Origin of the sequence: Pseudomonas sp. MCal1 (assembly GCF_026341415.1) — a bacterium.
Lineage (GTDB): Bacteria > Pseudomonadota > Gammaproteobacteria > Pseudomonadales > Pseudomonadaceae > Aquipseudomonas.
In genome coordinates, this window is sequence record NZ_JAKUMP010000013.1 from 68,538 (window position 1) to 85,755 (window position 17,218).

The 17,218-nt window shown below is 59.6% G+C and carries 17 protein-coding genes; 11 read left to right on the forward strand and 6 right to left on the reverse strand.

The genetic code is table 11. From position 1 onward, the window contains the following. The first annotated feature begins 75 nt into the window (after nt 1-75). From MKZ87_RS21390 to MKZ87_RS21400, 3 genes are all read left to right on the forward strand, one after another. On the forward strand, nt 76-1,326 hold the full coding sequence (locus tag MKZ87_RS21390; protein ID WP_085704566.1) for a lipoprotein-releasing ABC transporter permease subunit: 1,251 nt from the start codon (nt 76-78) through the stop codon (nt 1,324-1,326). Nucleotides 1,327-1,333: 7 nt separating this feature from the next. Further along, nucleotides 1,334-2,017 (forward strand): lipoprotein-releasing ABC transporter ATP-binding protein LolD, encoded by a 684-nt coding sequence (gene lolD, locus MKZ87_RS21395; RefSeq protein ID WP_170929775.1) that lies wholly within the window; start codon nt 1,334-1,336, stop codon nt 2,015-2,017. A 63-nt stretch (nt 2,018-2,080) separates the two neighbouring features. Continuing rightward, complete coding sequence (locus MKZ87_RS21400; RefSeq protein WP_085704568.1) at nt 2,081-3,325, forward strand: lipoprotein-releasing ABC transporter permease subunit; 1,245 nt, start codon at nt 2,081-2,083, stop codon at nt 3,323-3,325. A 123-nt stretch (nt 3,326-3,448) separates the two neighbouring features. On the opposite strand, the gene MKZ87_RS21405 is transcribed toward MKZ87_RS21400, so the two are convergent. Further along, nucleotides 3,449-4,786: a heavy metal sensor histidine kinase gene (locus MKZ87_RS21405; protein WP_085704570.1), complete on the reverse strand. Its 1,338-nt coding sequence runs from the start codon at nt 4,784-4,786 to the stop codon at nt 3,449-3,451. After that, the gene (locus tag MKZ87_RS21410) at nt 4,786-5,466 is read right to left on the reverse strand and encodes a heavy metal response regulator transcription factor (RefSeq protein ID WP_011335179.1); all 681 of its coding nucleotides are present in this window, start codon (nt 5,464-5,466) and stop codon (nt 4,786-4,788) included. The genes MKZ87_RS21405 and MKZ87_RS21410 overlap by 1 nt, the downstream gene beginning before the upstream one ends. A gap of 154 nt (nt 5,467-5,620) precedes the next feature. Between MKZ87_RS21410 and MKZ87_RS21415 the strand changes: the two genes are divergently transcribed. Beyond that, entirely contained in the window at nt 5,621-6,154 is a 534-nt protein-coding gene (locus tag MKZ87_RS21415) for a cupredoxin domain-containing protein (RefSeq protein WP_085704572.1), read from the forward strand. Between the two features lie 61 nt (nt 6,155-6,215). After that, complete coding sequence (queF, locus tag MKZ87_RS21420; protein ID WP_085704574.1) at nt 6,216-7,046, forward strand: NADPH-dependent 7-cyano-7-deazaguanine reductase QueF; 831 nt, start codon at nt 6,216-6,218, stop codon at nt 7,044-7,046. 63 nt (nt 7,047-7,109) lie between these two features. Here the strand turns inward: queF and MKZ87_RS21425 are convergent, their stop codons facing one another. Together MKZ87_RS21425 and MKZ87_RS21430 are read right to left on the reverse strand one after the other, a co-directional pair. Then, nucleotides 7,110-7,373, reverse strand: coding sequence for a DUF4404 family protein (locus MKZ87_RS21425; protein WP_085700493.1), 264 nt, complete (start codon nt 7,371-7,373; stop codon nt 7,110-7,112). Nucleotides 7,374-7,481: 108 nt separating this feature from the next. Beyond that, on the reverse strand, nt 7,482-8,102 hold the full coding sequence (locus MKZ87_RS21430; RefSeq protein ID WP_085704576.1) for a phosphatase: 621 nt from the start codon (nt 8,100-8,102) through the stop codon (nt 7,482-7,484). Between the two features lie 185 nt (nt 8,103-8,287). Between MKZ87_RS21430 and MKZ87_RS21435 the strand changes: the two genes are divergently transcribed. The 3 genes from MKZ87_RS21435 (at nt 8,288) to rssC (ending at nt 10,963) form a co-directional block, all read left to right on the forward strand. Next, the gene (locus MKZ87_RS21435) at nt 8,288-8,977 is read left to right on the forward strand and encodes a VacJ family lipoprotein (RefSeq protein ID WP_085700491.1); all 690 of its coding nucleotides are present in this window, start codon (nt 8,288-8,290) and stop codon (nt 8,975-8,977) included. 322 nt (nt 8,978-9,299) lie between these two features. Continuing rightward, entirely contained in the window at nt 9,300-10,481 is a 1,182-nt protein-coding gene (gene rssB, locus MKZ87_RS21440) for a two-component system response regulator RssB (protein WP_085700490.1), read from the forward strand. Next, nucleotides 10,481-10,963, forward strand: a complete 483-nt coding sequence (gene rssC, locus MKZ87_RS21445) for an anti-sigma factor antagonist RssC (protein WP_024013621.1) — start codon at nt 10,481-10,483, stop codon at nt 10,961-10,963. Before rssB ends, rssC begins: the two co-directional genes overlap by 1 nt. A gap of 73 nt (nt 10,964-11,036) precedes the next feature. Here rssC and tal read toward each other — a convergent pair whose 3' ends face one another. Further along, nucleotides 11,037-11,963 carry a transaldolase gene (gene tal, locus MKZ87_RS21450; protein WP_085686791.1) on the reverse strand — a complete coding sequence of 309 codons (927 nt, stop codon included), beginning with the start codon at nt 11,961-11,963 and terminating at the stop codon, nt 11,037-11,039. A gap of 188 nt (nt 11,964-12,151) precedes the next feature. Continuing rightward, the gene (locus MKZ87_RS21455; protein WP_085704578.1) at nt 12,152-13,093 is read right to left on the reverse strand and encodes a glycosyl hydrolase family 5; all 942 of its coding nucleotides are present in this window, start codon (nt 13,091-13,093) and stop codon (nt 12,152-12,154) included. A gap of 291 nt (nt 13,094-13,384) precedes the next feature. On the opposite strand from MKZ87_RS21455, the gene MKZ87_RS21460 reads away from it, so the two are divergent. Genes MKZ87_RS21460 through MKZ87_RS21470 form a run of 3 tightly spaced genes read left to right on the forward strand, consistent with a single transcriptional unit; the run spans nt 13,385 to nt 17,204 of the window. After that, on the forward strand, nt 13,385-13,825 hold the full coding sequence (locus MKZ87_RS21460; protein WP_011335170.1) for a low molecular weight protein-tyrosine-phosphatase: 441 nt from the start codon (nt 13,385-13,387) through the stop codon (nt 13,823-13,825). A 38-nt stretch (nt 13,826-13,863) separates the two neighbouring features. Then, entirely contained in the window at nt 13,864-16,086 is a 2,223-nt protein-coding gene (locus MKZ87_RS21465; RefSeq protein WP_085700487.1) for a polysaccharide biosynthesis tyrosine autokinase, read from the forward strand. 41 nt (nt 16,087-16,127) lie between these two features. After that, complete coding sequence (locus tag MKZ87_RS21470) at nt 16,128-17,204, forward strand: glycosyltransferase (RefSeq protein ID WP_227233058.1); 1,077 nt, start codon at nt 16,128-16,130, stop codon at nt 17,202-17,204. The last annotated feature ends 14 nt before the right edge of the window (nt 17,205-17,218 follow it).

Here is a 17,218-nt window from a genome sequence, read left to right on the forward strand (position 1 = left end):
CGGTGGTCTGAGTGTAAAGCTGGTTATCGACCCCCGCCACAAGGACGTTCCTTTTCCCTCCGAACAAGCCCCGACATGTTCAGACCTCTCTTCGTATTTATCGGCACGCGTTATACCCGTGCAAAGCGTCGCAATCATTTTGTGTCATTCATTTCCCTGACTTCGATGATCGGGCTCGCCCTTGGCGTGGTCGTGATGATCGTGGTGCTTTCGGTGATGAACGGCTTCGATCATGAGATGCGCACCCGCGTGCTGGGCATGGTGCCCCACGCGACCATCGAGTCCGGTGAAGCCATCAACGACTGGCCGAGCCTGACCGCCAAGGTCAAGCAGAACCCGCAGGTGGCGGCCGTTGCGCCGTTCACCCAGATGCAGGGATTGCTGACCAATAACGGCCAGGTGTCCAAGGTGTTGCTCAATGCCATCGACCCGGCGCTGGAGCGCAACGTCTCGATCATCGACAACTTCATGAAACAGGGCAAACTTGACGACCTGACGCCGGGCAGCTTCGGCATCGTGATCGGCGACAAGGCCGCGACCAAGCTCGGCGTGGGCCTCGGTGACAAGGTCACCTTCGTCGCGCCGGAGGTCAGCGTGACCCCGGCCGGCATGTTCCCGCGCATGAAGCGTTTCACCGTAGTCGGCATCTTCCATGTCGGCGCCGGTGAGCTGGACGGTTACCTGGGCGTCACCAACCTGCAGGATCTGGCGAAAATGCACCGCTGGAAGCCCGATCAGGTGCAAGGTCTGCGCCTCAAGTTCGACGATCTGTTCCAGGCGCCGCGTGAGGCGTGGAACATTGCCCAGCGCCTCGGCGAAGACCGTTACTACGCCCGCGACTGGACCCGTACCCACGGCAACCTGTATCAGGCGATCCGCATGGAAAAAGCCATGATCGGTCTGCTGTTGCTGCTGATCGTCGCCGTGGCGGCATTCAACATCATTTCCACGCTGGTGATGGTGGTGAACGACAAGAAGGGCGACATCGCCATTCTGCGCACACTGGGCGCCACGCCGGGCACGATCATGCGCACATTCATGGTGCAGGGCACGGTGATCGGTGTGGTCGGCACGGCCATCGGCGCTGTGGTCGGGATCTTCGCCGCGCTCAACGTCAGCGCCGCGATTTCGGCCCTCGAAGGCGTGATCGGACACAAATTCCTCAACGCCGATGTGTATTTCATCGATTACCTGCCGTCGCAGGTGCAGAGCCAGGACGTGGTCATGGTCTGCGCCGCTGCGTTGGTCCTGAGTTTCCTCGCCACCCTGTATCCAGCCTGGCGTGCCGCGCGCACCCAGCCGGCGGAGGCGCTACGTTATGAGTGAGTCGGGCATGAGTGAAAAAGCAATCTTGAGCTGCCGCAACCTGGGCAAATCCTACGAGGAAGGCCCGGAGTCGGTGGAAGTGCTGGCCAACCTGCAACTGGAACTGCATCCGGGTGAGCGGGTGGCGATCGTCGGCAAATCCGGTTCGGGCAAAAGTACCTTGCTCAACCTGCTGGGCGGTCTCGACACGCCGACCAAGGGCAGTGTCTGGCTCGACGGTGAAGAACTGTCGGCGCTGAGCGAGAAGAAACGTGGTCTGCTGCGTAACCGCGCCCTCGGGTTCGTGTACCAGTTCCACCACCTGCTGCCGGAATTTACCGCGCTGGAAAACGTCTGCATGCCGCTGCTGATCGGCAAGACCGCGATCCCGGAAGCCCGTCAGCGTGCCACGGCGTTGCTGGAGCGGGTCGGTCTGGGCCATCGCCTGGAACACAAACCGGCGGAACTGTCCGGTGGCGAACGTCAGCGTGTGGCCATTGCCCGGGCGCTGGTGAACAATCCTGGGCTGGTGATGCTCGACGAGCCGACCGGCAACCTCGACTCCCATACCGCCGAAGGCATTCAGGATCTGATGCTGGAACTCAGCACTTCGATGCGCACGGCGTTTCTGGTGGTGACTCACGACATGAACCTGGCTCGCCAGATGGACCGCGTCCTGCACCTCAATGAAGGCTGCCTGACGCCAATCTAACGCGTTGAAACCCGATGCCTGAAAAGGCGTCGGGTCTTTTATTTTTATACGGTGCCCCAGCGAATGTTCAGACCGTTATCGATCTTTATCGGCACGCGCTATACCCGCGCCAAGCGCCGCAATCGCTTTGTTTCGTTCATTTCGATGACCTCGATGATCGGCCTCGCCCTCGGCGTACTGGCGATGATCGTGGTGTTGTCGGTGATGAACGGCTTCCAGCGCGAAATGAGTTCGCGCATCCTCGGCATGGTGCCTCACGCGACCATTGTCGGCGTCAAGCCGATCGATGACTGGCAGCCAGTCGCCGCCGCTGCGATGAAAAACCCGGAAGTGACGGCTGCGGTGCCGTTCACCGAGATGGAGGGCATGCTGTCCTACAAGGGCATGATGCAGCCAATCCAGATCAGTGGCGTCGACCCGTCCCAGGAAGGCAAGGTGTCGATCGTTGCCCAGCACATCGTTCAGGGCCGTCTCGATGCCTTGAAACCGGGTGAGTTCGGCGTAGTGCTCGGCGAAATCACCGCCCGGCGTTTTCGCCTCAATGTCGGCGACAAGATCACCCTGATTGTCCCGGAAGTCAGCACCGCACCGGGCGGCATCACCCCGCGCATGCAGCGGCTGAACGTGGTCGGCGTGTTCAAGGTCGGTGCCGAACTCGACGGTTCCATGGGCCTGATCCACGTCTCCGACGCCGCGACCATGCAGCACTGGGAGCCGAATCAGGTGCAGAGCGTGCGTCTGGCGGTGAAGGATCTGTATGCCGCGCCGAAAGTTTCGTCGGACATTGCCAGCGGCCTCGGCGCCGACTTCAAGGCCGATGACTGGACCCACACCCAGGGCAGCCTGTTCAGCGCGATGAAGATGGAAAAAACCATGATTGGCCTGTTGCTGCTGATGATTGTCGCGGTGGCAGCCTTCAACATCATCGCGACCCTGATCATGGTGGTTAACGACAAGGGTGCCGACATCGCGATCCTGCGCACTATCGGCGCCACACCGCGCCAGATCATGGCGATCTTCATGGTGCAGGGCACGGTGATCGGCATCGTCGGCACCATTATCGGTGGCGTTCTGGGCGTGATTGCCGCGCTGAATGTCAGTGAGATGGTGGGCTGGGTCGAGCGAGTGACCGGGCAGCACATCTTCAGTTCGGACGTCTACTTCGTCAGCAACCTGCCATCGGAGTTGCAGGGCGGCGATGTCCTGCTGATCTGCTCGGCAGGCTTCATCCTCAGCTTCCTGGCCACCGTTTATCCAGCGTGGCGGGCGGCGAAGATCGAACCGGCGCACGCCTTGAGATATTCGTAAGCTTCAAGACCGCCTTCGCGAGCAAGCTCGCTCCCACAGTGTTATGGAGTGCTCACAAAATTGTGGTGCGACTCGGTACTTGTGGGAGCGAGCTTGCTCGCGAAGGGGCCAGCACTGCTGGCCTCAATCCTTGGGCAACTCAATCACAAACCGCGTCCAGCCCTGATCCGATTCGCAATGAATCTGCCCGCCATGGGCCCGGATGATCGACTGAGTAATCGCCAACCCCAATCCCGCATGCTCGCTGCTGCCTTCCTGGCGCGCCGGATCCGCCCGGTAGAAGCGATCGAACAAGCGCGGCAACAACTCTGCAGAAATCCCTTCGCCACTGTTCTCCACCGTCACCCTCAAGGATTTCGCCTGCTCGGCCACCTTCACACGCACTTCGCCGGCGGCCGGGGTGAAGCGCAACGCGTTATCCAGCAGGTTCGACAGCGCCCGGCGCAACATCGCGCGATCACCCGCAAACCGCCCCGCACCATCACGGCTCAGGCTGACCTGAGCGTCTTCGGCCAGCGGCGCAAAAAACTCCAGCAATGCATCGGCTTCTTCCGCCAGATCCAGCGGTTCACGTTTGGGCACCAGCAAACCGTGGTCAGCCTTGGCCAGATAAAGCATGTCGTTCACCAACTGCGCCATCCATTGCAGCTCTTCAAGGTTGCTGTGCAGTGCTTCGCGATAGTCTTCGAGGGGGCGAGGGCGGGTGAGAGTGACCTGGGTGTGGGTCAGCAGGTTGGACAGCGGTGTGCGCAGCTCATGGGCGATGTCGGCGGAGAACGCTGACAGCCGCTGAAAGGAGTCATCGAGACGTCCGAGCATGGCGTTGAAGCTGTGGGCCAATTCCGCAAGTTCTGCGGGCATCCGCGCTTCCGGCAGTCGGGCATTCAACGATTGCGCCGAAATCCCACGGGCCACCGCACTCATGCGGCGTAACGGGCGAAGACCGCTGCGGGCGGCCCAGGCGCCGAGCAGCGCGGTGGCCAGCGCCGAAAGGCCGACGGTCAGCCAGATCAGATGCTGCATGCGTTGCAGGAAGTGCTGGTGGTGGGTGATGTCCAGCAACAAGGTCAATTGCGGGGAATCAGGTTTTCCCGGTTCAAGCGCAGCGTTGAGCAGGCGATAGTCGGTGCCGTTGTCGTTGATGGTGGCCAGGCCGGGCTGTTGCGGCAGATTCGCCGGGGCATGCAACGAGCGGCCGAACCAGCGCTGCCCCTCAGGGCCACTGATGCGCAGCGTGACATCGCCTTGTTGGCTCAACTCATCAGTGATGTGCGCGGCGTCGCTACCACTCAACAGCGTCTGACGCACGCTGAGCAGTTTTCCTTCGAGCAGTTGCTGGTCGAGTTCGATGAAGTGACCTTCGCTGGCCCGATTGAAAACGACCCCGGCGACCAGCGAAACCACTGCGGTGCAGCCAGCGAACAACAGCGCCAGCCGGCCGCTCAAGGACAGTCGGCGCATCAGTCGGCACGCTCTTCCAGGACGTAACCCATACCGCGCACGGTGTGAATCAGCTTGTTTGGGAAGTCGTCATCGATTTTCAGGCGCAGTCGGCGAATCGCCACTTCGATCACATTGGTGTCGCTGTCGAAATTCATGTCCCAGACCTGTGAGGCGATCAGCGATTTGGGCAGCACTTCGCCCTGGCGGCGCAGGAGCATTTCCAGCAGGGCGAACTCCTTGGCGGTGAGGTCGATGCGTTGACCGCTGCGTTCGACCCGGCGGCGGATCAGGTCCAGGCTCAGATCGGCCAGGCGCAGGCTGGTTTCCTGAGGTGTGGAACTGCCGCGACGCAACAGACTGCGCACCCGCGCCAGCAGTTCAGAGAAGGCGAACGGTTTGACCAGATAATCGTCGGCGCCCAGTTCCAGGCCGTGAACCCGGTCTTCCACGGTGTCCTTGGCGGTCAGAAACAGGATCGGCGTTTCCAGACCGGCGCTGCGTACCGCTTGCAGGATCTGCCAGCCATTGCGCCCCGGCAGCATCACGTCGAGGATCAGCAACGCATAGTCGCCGCTCAACGCCAATTGCTGGCCGGTGGTGCCATCGGCCACCAGTTCTGTGTTGAAACCGGCTTCGGTCAGGCCCTGGCGCAGGTACTGGCCGGTTTTCGGTTGGTCTTCGACGATCAGCAGTTTCATGGGCGACTCGGGTTGCGGGAACGAGGACGTTATACCGTGGGCTCACGCTGTGAGCGCCAACCTGACAAAGTTGTAATCTGCCTGTCAGGTCGCTGCCAGCGCAGGCGGGCTAGAGTTTCCCACAGGCTGAACCTTGATTTGTTGGAGTACGACTATGTTTTTGCGCAACCGTCTGGCCCTTGCCGCGTGTCTGCTCGCGCTGAGTTCGCCGCTGTGGGCATCACCGGCGCACACTTATGACTTCGGCCAGCCGGCCCCGGCGGCCAAGGCCACCCGCAGCATTGAAGTGGTGATGGGCGACATGAGCTTCGATCCGAAGGCGATCGAGATCAAGGCCGGTGAGACCGTTCGTTTTGTGCTGGTGAATAAAGGCCAGTTGCTGCACGAATTCAACCTTGGCGACGCGGCGATGCATGCAAAACACCAGCAGGAAATGTTGCAGATGCAGCAAAGCGGCATGCTCACGCCGACCAGCATGAAGGAAATGTCCCACGATATGGCGGGCATGGATCACGGCTCGATGGGGCATGGAATGAAGCACGACGACCCCAACAGCGTGCTGGTGGAGCCGGGCAAGACCGCCGAGTTGACCTGGACCTTCAGCAAAGCGGTGAACCTGGAATTTGCGTGCAACATTCCCGGGCATTACCAGGCCGGAATGGTCGGCAAACTGACTGTCAGTCAGTAAGCACTCAAAGGCGGGAGCAAAGGCTGATAGAATCCGCTGATTCTTCAGTCAGGTTTCCGCCATGCATCCCGCAGCCGAACATTCGCCGCTGGGCAAGTCCAGCGAATACATCGCCACGTACACACCGTCCCTGCTGTTTCCGATTCCGCGCACCGCGAAATGGGCCGAGCTGGGCCTGACCGCCGAAACCCTGCCGTATAAAGGCGTGGATTTCTGGAACTGCTTCGAGCTGTCGTGGCTGCTGCCGTCGGGCAAACCGGTGGTGGCAATCGGTGAATTCAGCATTCCGGCGGATTCGCCGAACATCATCGAATCCAAGTCGTTCAAGCTGTACCTGAACTCGCTGAACCAGACGCCGTTTGCCGATATCGAAAGCCTGGAAGCAACGCTGGTCAAGGATCTGTCCGCCGCTGCCGGCAAACCGGTGGGCGTGCGGGTTCGCAGCCTGAAAGATGTCGAAGCCGAAGGTGTTGTCGCGCTGCCGGGCGTGTGCATCGACGATCTTGATATCAGCGTCAGCAACTACGAACATCCGCGTCCTGAACTGCTGCGCTGTGACGATTCGCGTGTGGTCGAGGAGAGCGTGCACAGTCATCTGCTCAAATCCAACTGCCCGGTGACCAGCCAGCCGGACTGGGGCAGCGTGGTGGTGGAATACAGAGGCGCGGCGCTGGATCACGCCAGCCTGCTGGAATACATCGTCAGCTTCCGTCAGCACTCGGACTTCCACGAGCAATGCGTGGAGCGGATCTTCCTCGACCTGCAACGCCTGTTGAAACCGGAAAAACTCACCGTGTTCGCGCGTTACGTGCGTCGGGGCGGGCTGGACATCAACCCGTACCGCAGCACCGAAAGCGTGCAACTGCCGAACCACCGTCTGGTTCGTCAATAACCCGCCTCGCGGACATGAAAAAGCCCTGCCAGTGATGGCAGGGCTTTTTTGCATTCGCGGGTTTCAGATGCCCATGCTGACCAGGGAATTCATGATGTTGCGCAATGTGCCGGCGATGGCAGGGTGTTCGAGTTCGAAGCGATCAACTGCCAGATTGACACCATCGGCGATGCTGGAATCTTGAGTCGCGGTCTCCAGTTTTATTTCGGATTCGATCTGTGCCATCAGCGCATGTAGATCAGCGCGCTCGGCTTCGGTCAGCGGAGGATTTTGATCCAGTTGCTCGCGCAGGGCATTGAGCTGTTTTTGCAGTTCTTGAGCGGGCATGGTTGTTTCCTTTTATCGAGAGGCACTGGCATAGACCGCAGCCGTGCGCCAAAGGTCTATGGCTCTCCTTAAGACTAATCCACTCTTGGCCAACCTGCATGATCCCGGTCAGGGCTTTTCGCCTTTGAGGCGACGCAGGCTGATGTCCGCCAGACAGGTGTCGAGTTCGCCCAGATGATCGATCACCGAGTGCACGCCGAGGCCGAACAACTGCACCGTCGCCTTGCCACGCAATTGTTCGCGTTCCTTCTGGCTCAGGGCCTGCCATTCGCTCGGCGCCAGGCCGCACAGTGAACCGCAGGACGCCAGGCCAATGGTCCACAGCCCGGCATTGAGGCCCGATTGCAGCAGGCGCGGTTCACCGCTGACCAGCACGCAACCGTCGAGACGATCGACATTCAAGCCCATCAACGCCTGCCAGCAGGCATTGGGCGCCGGCCATGGTTTGATTGTTGCCGAATGTTGCGACGGTTTGATCCAGTCCGGCAGCGCCGATGACAGCACTTGAGTGCAGGCCGTGGACAGCTCATCGAGCCAGGCGCAGGGAATTTGCTGGTGCTGAAGGCTGCGCAGGCTGTCGAGGGCGCCGGGTGTGGCATCGGCGTGTTCCGGGCCGATACTGGTGTGATGACGGGCGCGGGCACCGAAGTCCACCAGACAGCCGCTGAGTCCGAACAGCACCGCGGTCAGTGTCGTTGCGGTGACGGGCAAGGCTTCGGCTTGAGGCATGGAAAACGTCCCTGAAATAGCGATCAGGCTAGGCAATATCGGTGACAGTTGCATGACAGGCCAATGACGAAGTGTCCTACGGAGGGATTTACCGGGGAACTGCCTAAAGTAGCGTTTCCGTCTTATACTGACGCACTTATCGCCGCGGCCCAGGTGCTGCGTCCGTACTATCCAAGGAGTTTTCTATGCGCTTGAGTCATCCTCTTGCTCAGCTTTGTGTATGTGCCAGCGTGATGCTGGTGCCGTTCGCCGCTCAGGCTGCAACGGAAGAAGACCCTTGGGAAAGCGTCAACCGTCCGATCTTCCAGTTCAACGATTTCGTCGACACCTATGCGCTGAAGCCTTTGGCGCAGGGCTACGAATTTGTTACTCCGCAATTCCTGGAAGACGGCATCCACAACATGTTCCGCAACGTCGGTGATGTCACCAACCTGGCGAACAATATTCTTCAGGCCAAACCGGCTGCCGCTGGCGTCGACACCGCTCGCCTGATCTTCAACACCACCTTCGGCCTGCTTGGTTTCTTCGATGTCGGCACCAAAATGGGCCTCACCCGCAGCGACGAAGACTTCGGCCAGACCCTCGGCTACTGGGGCGTCGGCAGCGGTCCTTATGTAATGCTGCCGCTGTTGGGCCCGAGCACCCTGCGCGATGCACCGTCCAAATACGTCGACAGCTTCACCGGCCCGTACCGCTACATCAACGATGTGCCGGTGCGTAACTCGATTTTCGGCCTGAACATCGTCGACACCCGCGCCAGCCTGCTGTCGAGCGAGAAGCTGATCAGCGGCGACAAGTACACCTTCATCCGCAACGCCTACCTGCAGAACCGCGAGTTCAAGGTCAAGGACGGGCAGGTCGAAGACGATTTCTGATCTCGATTGATCGGCAGAAAAGGGCGACCGCGAGGTCGCCTTTTTTGTGGGCGCGTCCAATGATTGGGTTACGGTTGATGCTGTTCTTATAACTGCGAGTGATTTGACAAACAAAGTCTCCAAGCGACCATCGGCGCATGCTTGAAACGGTCGAAGGATGGGAGTACCGTCTGCGCCTTAGAAGGGCACCTCTGGTGCAATCGTGTGCGGGGCAAACGCTCCGAAGCGGTGCAGCAGAGAGGCTAGAAAGCGAATCCAGTAGTCTGCGCCGGGCCGTTGCCCCGCCTGCTACGCCAACCTAATTCTGGCGCCGTTTGCCCACATGCCAAAAACCAGTGCCACGCTGCTGATAATCGATGATGACGAAGTAGTGCGCGCGAGCCTCGCGGCCTATTTGGAAGACAGTGGTTTCAGCGTCTTGCAGGCCAGTAACGGCCAGCAGGGTCTTCAGGTATTCGAGCAAGACACGCCCGACTTGGTCATCTGCGATCTGCGCATGCCGCAGATGGGCGGTCTCGAACTCATCCGTCAGGTCACTGAGCGGTCGCCGCAGACACCGGTGATCGTGGTTTCGGGTGCCGGGGTGATGAACGACGCAGTCGAGGCCCTGCGCCTGGGCGCGGCGGATTACCTGATCAAGCCTCTCGAAGATCTGGCGGTGCTCGAGCACTCCGTGCGCCGGGCGCTGGATCGTTCGCGTCTGCTGCTGGAAAACCAGCGCTACCGCGAGAAACTGGAAAAGGCCAACCGCGAACTCGAAGCCAGCCTGAACCTGCTCCAGGAAGACCAGAATGCCGGTCGCCAGGTGCAGATGAACATGCTGCCGGAAAGTCCGTGGGCCATCGACGAATTCAGGTTTGCGCACCAGATCATCCCGTCGCTGTACCTGTCGGGTGATTTTGTCGATTACTTCCGGGTCGACGAGCGCCGGGTAGCGTTCTACCTGGCGGATGTCTCGGGTCATGGCGCTTCTTCGGCGTTCGTTACCGTGCTGCTGAAGTTCATGACCACGCGCTTGCTCTTCGAATCCAAGCGCAACGGCACGCTGCCGGAATTCAAGCCTTCGGAAGTCCTCGGTCATATCAACCGGGGGCTGATCAGTTGTAAGCTGGGTAAACACGTCACAATGGTCGGTGGAGTCATCGACGAGGAGACCGGTTTGTTGACCTATAGCATCGGCGGCCATCTGCCGTTGCCTGTGTTGTACACGCCTGACAGTGTTCGCTACCTCGAGGGGCGCGGTCTGCCCGTGGGGCTTTTCAACGAAGCCACCTACGAAGACCACGTGCTCGAGCTGCCACCGACGTTCAGCCTGACGCTGATGTCTGATGGCATTCTGGATCTTTTACCAGAGCCCACACTCAAAGAGAAAGAAGCCGCTTTACCGCAAAAGGTGAAGTTGGCGGGCGGCAGCCTGGATGGTCTGCGGCAGGTTTTTGGATTGGCCACGCTAGGGGAGATGCCGGATGATATCGCCCTGTTGGTGTTGAGCAGGAATCTTTAATGAGTACCGGTAGAATCCAGTTCGCCGAGCAGGATGGCACCTTCGTCCTGAAGTTCGTCGGTGAAGTTCGCCTGACCCTGTGTTCGGCGTTGGATGCGACTATTGAAAAAATCTTCACCGCGCTGAATTTCAACGCGATCGTGATCGATTTGACCGAAACCCGAAGCATCGACAGCACCACGCTGGGCCTGCTGGCCAAACTGTCGATCCTGTCGCGGCAGAAGGTCGGCCTGCTGCCGACCGTGGTCACCACCCACGAGGACATCACGCGTCTGTTGCAGTCGATGGGTTTCGAGCAGGTGTTCAATATCGTCAACCATCCCGTGCCATGCCCGGAATGCCTCGATGACTTGCCGGACCAGGATCAGTCTGAGGAGGTAGTGCGGGTCAAGGTGCTCGAAGCGCACAAGATCCTCATGGGGCTGAACGACTCCAACCGCGAAGCCTTCCATGACCTGGTGAATGCCCTCGAACGGCACTGATCGGCCAGACCGCGAGATACAAAAAAGGGCGAACCTGTGAGGGTTCGCCCTTTTTGCGTTTGCGCTTGGCCGATTACAGCTTGGCTTGCAGCAGCGCCTCGAGTTTTTCCTGGTCGCGGGCAAACTGACGGATGCCCTCGGCCAGTTTCTCGGTGGCCATTGCGTCTTCGTTGGACAACCAGCGGAATTGCGCTTCGTTGAGGCTCAGGCGCGCTTCGCCGGCATGGCCCGGAGCGAGTTTGCGTTCCAGCTTGCCGGTGTCGGCCGCCAGTTTCTCGATCAGGTCCGGGCTGATGGTCAGGCGGTCGCAGCCGGCCAGTTGCTCGATCTGACTGAGGTTACGGAAGCTCGCGCCCATGACCACGGTCTTGTAGTCATTGGCCTTGTAGTAGTTGTAGATGCGCGTCACGGACTGCACGCCCGGATCGTCGGCACCGGTGTAGTCGTTGCCGTTGGCCTTCTTGTACCAGTCGTAGATGCGGCCCACGAACGGCGAGATCAGGAACACGCCGGCATCGGCGCAGGCAGCGGCCTGGGCGAAGGAGAACAGCAGGGTCAGGTTGGTCTGGATGCCTTCCTTCTCGAGGATCTCGGCGGCGCGAATGCCTTCCCAGGTCGAGGCAATCTTGATCAGTACGCGGTCACGGCCAACGCCGGCCTTGTCGTACAGCTCGATCAGGCGATGGGCACGCTTGAGGATCGCGTCCTTGTCGAACGACAGGCGCGCATCCACTTCGGTGGAAATGCGGCCCGGAATGACCTTGAGGATTTCCTGGCCGACCGCGACGCCGAAACGGTCGCTGGCCAGGCCGACATCGCCCTTGCAGTCGCGCACGCTGGCGTTCAGCAGTTCGGCGTAGGCCGGAATCGCCGCTGCCTTGAGCAGCAGGGATGGGTTGGTGGTGGCGTCGACCGGTTTGACTCGGGCAATCGCTTCGAAGTCGCCGGTGTCGGCCACGACGGTGGTGAACTGTTTGAGTTGTTCCAGCTTGGAAGTCATGAGCGTGCTCTGTCCTATGGGTCTGGTGACATTACCCGAGCGTCGACAGCCACTCAAGGGCATGTCGGCGTATCGAGCGCCCCGGCGGCAACAACCTGAAAACGGCTGTTTGAAAGGCGGGGCGCGTTATCGATCAATACGATGCCAAAACAGACGACAGGTTCAAAGCAACTGACCTGTTGCAGCGCCTACTCGAGCTCCAATTGTGTCCTGACTGCCGTTTGAGCAGGTTTCGGTTGGCCGTCTGAGGTCAACAGACCGAAATTTTTCTCGCGATCATCTTTTCCCGAGTCGCTGTTCTTCCATTCGTAGATGGAAGTCAGCGGGATCTTGAGCCTTTTCACATCGGCGATGAACGCAGAGATTTTAGTCGCCTGGCCGTCCGGCCCACCGTTGGAGGCAAGCGCCGAAATCCCCCATTCACTGATCACACCCGGTAAGTGGAAGTTCTGCTGAATGAAATTCTGGGCATTGCTGATCTGCGTGGCTGTCATGCCGTAAGGGTGATAGGAAATGGCATCAAGGCAATTGGGGTAAGCCTCGATGAGGCTGTTGAGCGCCGCGGTGGATGCCGATCCCGCGGTGGGCGGCCGGGCGAAGCCAAAGCCGACCAGAGGCGTGGATTGGAGTTGCCCCTGCAGGGTTTTGCACATGGCGCTCATGAACGGCACGAACGTGGTGTTGAAGTTGCCGGTCGGCCAGTAGGTGCCCAGATCCGGCTCGTTCCAGATTTCGATGGCGACCAGTTGCGAACTCCAGGCTTTTTCCAGCCCGCTGACGGCGTTGGCAAAGGCTTCGCCGGCAGTCGTGAGGTCTCCAGTCAACGGTTTAGTGGCGCGGACGGTCATCAAAACCGGCAGGCCTGCGGATTTCGCCGCCGCGAACGCATCGCTGATCTGTTTCTGATAGGCCTTGGCGCCGAGGCTGTCGCTCCAGACGCCGAAACGGACAAAAGTGAATCCTGCGGCTTTGATCTGCTCGGCATCGGCCGCCGTGAAATTCTGAATCTTGACCTGAACGCCGATGGTTTTCGCTGGCAGCGCCGGGAACAACTCGCTGGCTTGAACCTGGGCGGCTGCTCCAAGCATCAACAAGGCTGCCCCTAGATGTTTGAGATGTGCTGATTTCATGTCTGCTCTCCTGATGAGAATGACATCTAGCTGAGGGTTATCTCGTTACATAAGTTTCGAGAGCAACAGGGGCACTAAGTGCACGAATGTTATTTTTTGTCGGAAAACTTTCGCCTGAAAATCACAGTTATTTTTAGTCCGGTAATTCTGGTTGGGGGACTTTTAAAGGCCGTGGTACTTAATGCACCGGTATTAACGGGTGAATCTATTTCCGAGTGAAGGAAGGTCTTGCGGGTTCATTCGAATGTGCAAGGCATGTTGGCCGATTGACATTACACGGGAAAGTAAACCTTGTTCAAAAAGATTCTTGTCGTTTGCGTAGGCAATATCTGCCGAAGTCCGACAGCGGAGCTTCTGTTGCGCAATGCACTGACACCCTCGGCGATCAGCGTGACCTCAGCAGGTCTGTCTGCGCGGGTCGGCGAAGGCATGGAGTCGACCGCGCGCCAGGTGCTGGAAGAACGCGGCCACAGTGCCGAAGGGTTCAAGGCGCGGCAACTGACAGCGGACATCGTCAATGAATCAGACCTGATTCTGGTGATGGAAAAACAACATGTTAATCAAGTACTGAAGATTGCCTCTCACGCCAGGGGCAAAGTGTTTCTGCTGGGCAAGTGGCAGAGCGAACGAGAAATACAGGACCCGTATCGCCAGGGGCAAGCCGCTTTTATTCATGCCCATGCATTGATTGAAGATGCTGTTAGCTCATGGGCGCAACGCCTGGCGCGTTGATGAATATTCTTCAGTTCAGTGAATGGTAAGAAAGACTTATGCAGTTACCGTCAGTAATCGGCACCCGCGACAACGATCAAGACAGTATTGATCTTCTCGGCATCTTCGGCAGCCTGATCGACCAGAAGTGGTTGATCGGTGCGTTCACCGGCGCATTCATGATGACCGGTGTGGCCTATGCGATTTTGGCCACGCCGGTGTATCTGGCCAACGCGCTGGTGCAGGTCGAACCGAAGAAGAACGACATGCTCGGTTTTTCCGACCTCAACAGCATGCTCGGCGGGCAATCGCCGTCGGTGACCGAAATCGGCATCATCAAATCCCGCGCGGTGATCGGCAAGACGGTCGACGACTTGCGCCTGGACATCGACGTCACCCCCAATACCTTTCCGCTGATTGGCGGCTTCCTTTCCCGACGCTATCGCGGTGAGACCGAACTCAGCGTCGCGCCGCCGCGTTTCGGCCTGAGCAGCTACGCCTGGGGCGGTGAACGCCTGGAGTTTGCAAAGCTCAATCTGCCCAAGGAATTGCTGGGCAAGAAACTCACCTTGATCGCCGGCGAGCAACATCGTTTCCAGTTGCTGGACGACAACGACAACCTGCTGGTCGATGGCGTGGCGGGCGAGGCTTTCGCGCAGGACGGCGTGGAAGGGCAGGTTGCGCAACTGTTGGCCAACCCCGGGACCCGTTTCGAAGTGGTGCGCTACCCGCGAATCGTGACCATTCAGGGCTATCAGGACGCGCTGGACATCTCCGAGCAAGGCAAGGAATCGGGGATCATCCGTCTGGCCCTGGCCAGCAGCGATGCCGCCGAAGCGGTGAAGATCCTCAACAAGATCGCCTCGCTGTACGTGGATCAGAACGTACGCCGCACTTCCGCCGAAGCGGCGCAGAGCCTGGCCTTCCTGCAAAGCCAGTTACCGCAGGTCAAACGCGATCTGGCCAAGGCCAGCGATGCGCTCAACGCCTACCAGACCCACGGCAAGACCGTGAACATCTCGCTGGAAACCCAATCGGTGCTGGGCCAGTCCGTGGCGCTCGAAACGCGGATTTCCGAGCTGAAACTGCAGCAGGCAGAGATGGATCGCAAGTTCACCAAACAGCACCCGGCCTACCGTGCGCTGATGACCCAGATCGGTGAATTGACCCAGCAACAGCGTTCCCTGGAAGGCAAGGTTCAGGACCTGCCGGCCACGCAGCAGGAACTGCTCAACCTGACTCGCGACGTCGAAGTCGCCTCGCAGATCTACACCCAGTTGCTGAACAAGTCCCAGGAGCTGGACATCATCCGCGCCGGTGCCGTGGGCAACGTGCGTCTGGTGGATACGGCGGACGTCGACCTGACCAGCCCGGTCAAACCGAAAAAAGCCCTGATCGTGTTGATCGCCACTTTCCTCGGTGCCTTCGTCGGCGTGGCGCTTGTGCTGTTGCGCAAATCCCTGAGCAAGGGCCTGGAAGGCCCGGAAGGCATCGAGCAGCTCGGCTTGCCGGTCTACGCTTCGATTCCCTACAGCGCCCTGCAACAGGAAGAAGACAGCAAAAAAGTCCGGGCCAAAGTCGCAGCGGACACGCCGGCGTATCTGCTGGCCCTGCGCAACCCGACGGACCTGTCCATCGAATCGATCCGCAGCCTGCGTACCTGCCTGCACTTCGCAGCGCTGGATTCGACCAACAACCGCATCATGATTTCCGGGCCGAGCCCGCAGGTCGGCAAGACCTTCGTCTCTTCCAACCTCGCGGCGGTCATGGCGCAGAGCGGGCAGCGCGTGGTGCTGATCGACGCCGACATGCGCAAAGGGCATCTGCACAAGACGCTGAACACACCGATCACCAACGGTTTGTCGGATCTGCTGGTCAAGCGCTGCACCCTCGATCAGGCGATCAACAAGGTCGAGGTCGACAACCTGCATTTCATCAGCCGTGGCCAGGTCCCGCCCAATCCTTCCGAACTGTTGATGCACGCCAATTTCCGCGAACTGCTGGCGCAACTCAGCGAGCGTTATGACGTGGTGATCATCGACACGCCACCGCTACTGGCCGTGACCGATGCGGCGATTGTCGGTCGCGAAGCCGGCATCAGCCTGATCGTCGCGCGGTTCGGGGTAAACCCGGCCAAGGAAATCGAAATGACGATCCGGCGTTTCGCCCAGAACGGTATCGAGTTGAAGGGCGCGGTGTTCAACGGCGTCGAGAAGCGCGCGGCCAGCTATTACGGCAACGGCAGCTATTACAACTACGAATACGCGTCCGACCAGTCCTGAATCTCGGGGATGGTCCTTACAGGCATGAAAGTGGGTGGGTTGTGAAAAAAATACTGCACGTGGCGGAAACGATCAAAGGCGGGGTGGCGACGGTCATCCGCACGATTTCGGCGGCGCCGGAAGACGGGCGCTATGAGCTGGTGTACCTGGTCCCGCTCGACCAGAAAAAAGAGCTGCACGGCATCGATGAACAGCAGATCCGCACCTTCGCCCGCAGCGGGCGGAATGTGCCGTCGCTGCTGCGTTTTGCCTGGCAACTGGCGCGGGTCCTGCTCAAGGAAAAACCCGATGTCGTGCATTTGCACAGCACTTTTTCCGGGGTGATCGGGCGTTGCGTGTGCGTGCTTCTGCGACCCTGGCGCAAGCCGAAAATCGTCTACTGCCCCCATGCGTTTTCGTTCCTGATGGAAAGCTCGCCGATCAAGCAGAAAGTCTATGCGTGGATCGAGCGAGTGCTGCAGAAGGTCACGGACAGGATCATCTGCGTCAGCCAGTTCGAGCTGGACAAGGCCGCGAAATTTGGCATCGAGCGCAAGCGCATGACGCTGATCTACAACGGCATCGATCACAAGAATGACGAACGCAAGGTCAACGATCCGGCACCGATTCATCTGCTGTTTGTCGGCCGCCTCGACTATCAGAAAGGCTTCGACGTGTTGCTCAAGGCCTACACCGAAGCACAGCGCAGCGACCTGAAACTGACGGTGGTGGGCAGTGCGGTGAACGAGGACGTCGTCGAGTGTCCGCCGCTGGATGGCGTGGAATATCTGCCTTGGGTGACGCCAACCGAGGTGCACGCGCTGTATCAGAAAGCCGATGCGCTGATCGTCCCGAGTCGCTGGGAAGGCTTTGCCATGGTGCCGCTGGAAGGCATGGCGCTGGGCCTGCCGGTGATCGCCAGCGACTGCACGTCGTTGCCCGAACTGGTCACCCATGGCGTGTCCGGTTACGTGTTCCCCGCCGGGGATCACCAGGCGCTGGCCGATCGGCTGAAGCAAATCCAGAAGCCTGCATTGTCGGCCCTCGGCATCGAAGGTCGACGCATCGTCCGCGAGCGCTTCAGCGCCGCGTTGATGATCCGTCAGACCTACGACGTGTATTCCGCTCCCTCTTATTAAGTAGAACTCCGCTC